Raw genomic sequence first — 657 nt, forward strand, 5'->3', positions numbered from 1 at the left:
ATGTGAGGTCCGGCACGGTGTAGTTACTGTTGATCGGAAAATCACTAACAAGGGCAAGGGGCCCAACTTGCCGCGTCAGGGATCCATGATGCGGCAGGCTAGGAAGCCTGAGGAGCGCGTGTATGGTAACACCGAGTGCTTACATCGTCCCGGTCATTATGTGCGGGGGCTCAGGCTCAAGGCTTTGGCCCGCGTCGCGCGAGAGCATGCCCAAGCCATTTATCAAGCTGCTGGGAGATCTGTCGACCTTCCAGGCAGCAGTCCTGCGCGTGAGTACACCAGACGTATTCCTCCGGCCCATCATCCTGGCCGGCAACGATGTCCGGTTCATCGTCGCCGAGCAGTTGGCCGAGATCGGCGTCGAGGCGGATATTGTACTTGAACCCGTGCGGCGCGATTCCGCGGCTGCAGTGGCCGCGGCTGCTTGTTATGTTGCTGAGCGACATTCAGATGCTGTTGTGGTGACGTTGCCGGCCGACCACGTCATTGAGGACCGTGCCGCGTTTGCGCGAGCCTGCCAAAAGGCAGGTGAAGTTGCCCGAACAGGCGCGATCATGACGATTGGGATTCGCCCGAAGCATCCGGCAACCAGCTACGGCTACATCAAGCCGGGCGCATGTATTCAAGGCACCGATGCCTTTCATATTGAGCGCTTTG

General features: G+C 59.4%; 1 protein-coding gene. It reads left to right on the forward strand.

All coding sequences use genetic code 11. The annotated features are described in order from the left end of the window. Positions 1-206 precede the first annotated feature (206 nt). On the forward strand, positions 207-657 hold a 451-nt coding region (locus DC522_RS33920; RefSeq protein ID WP_245444789.1), incomplete at its 3' end, for a sugar phosphate nucleotidyltransferase.

This window comes from Microvirga sp. KLBC 81, assembly GCF_003075415.1.
Classification (GTDB): Bacteria; Pseudomonadota; Alphaproteobacteria; order Rhizobiales; family Beijerinckiaceae; genus Microvirga.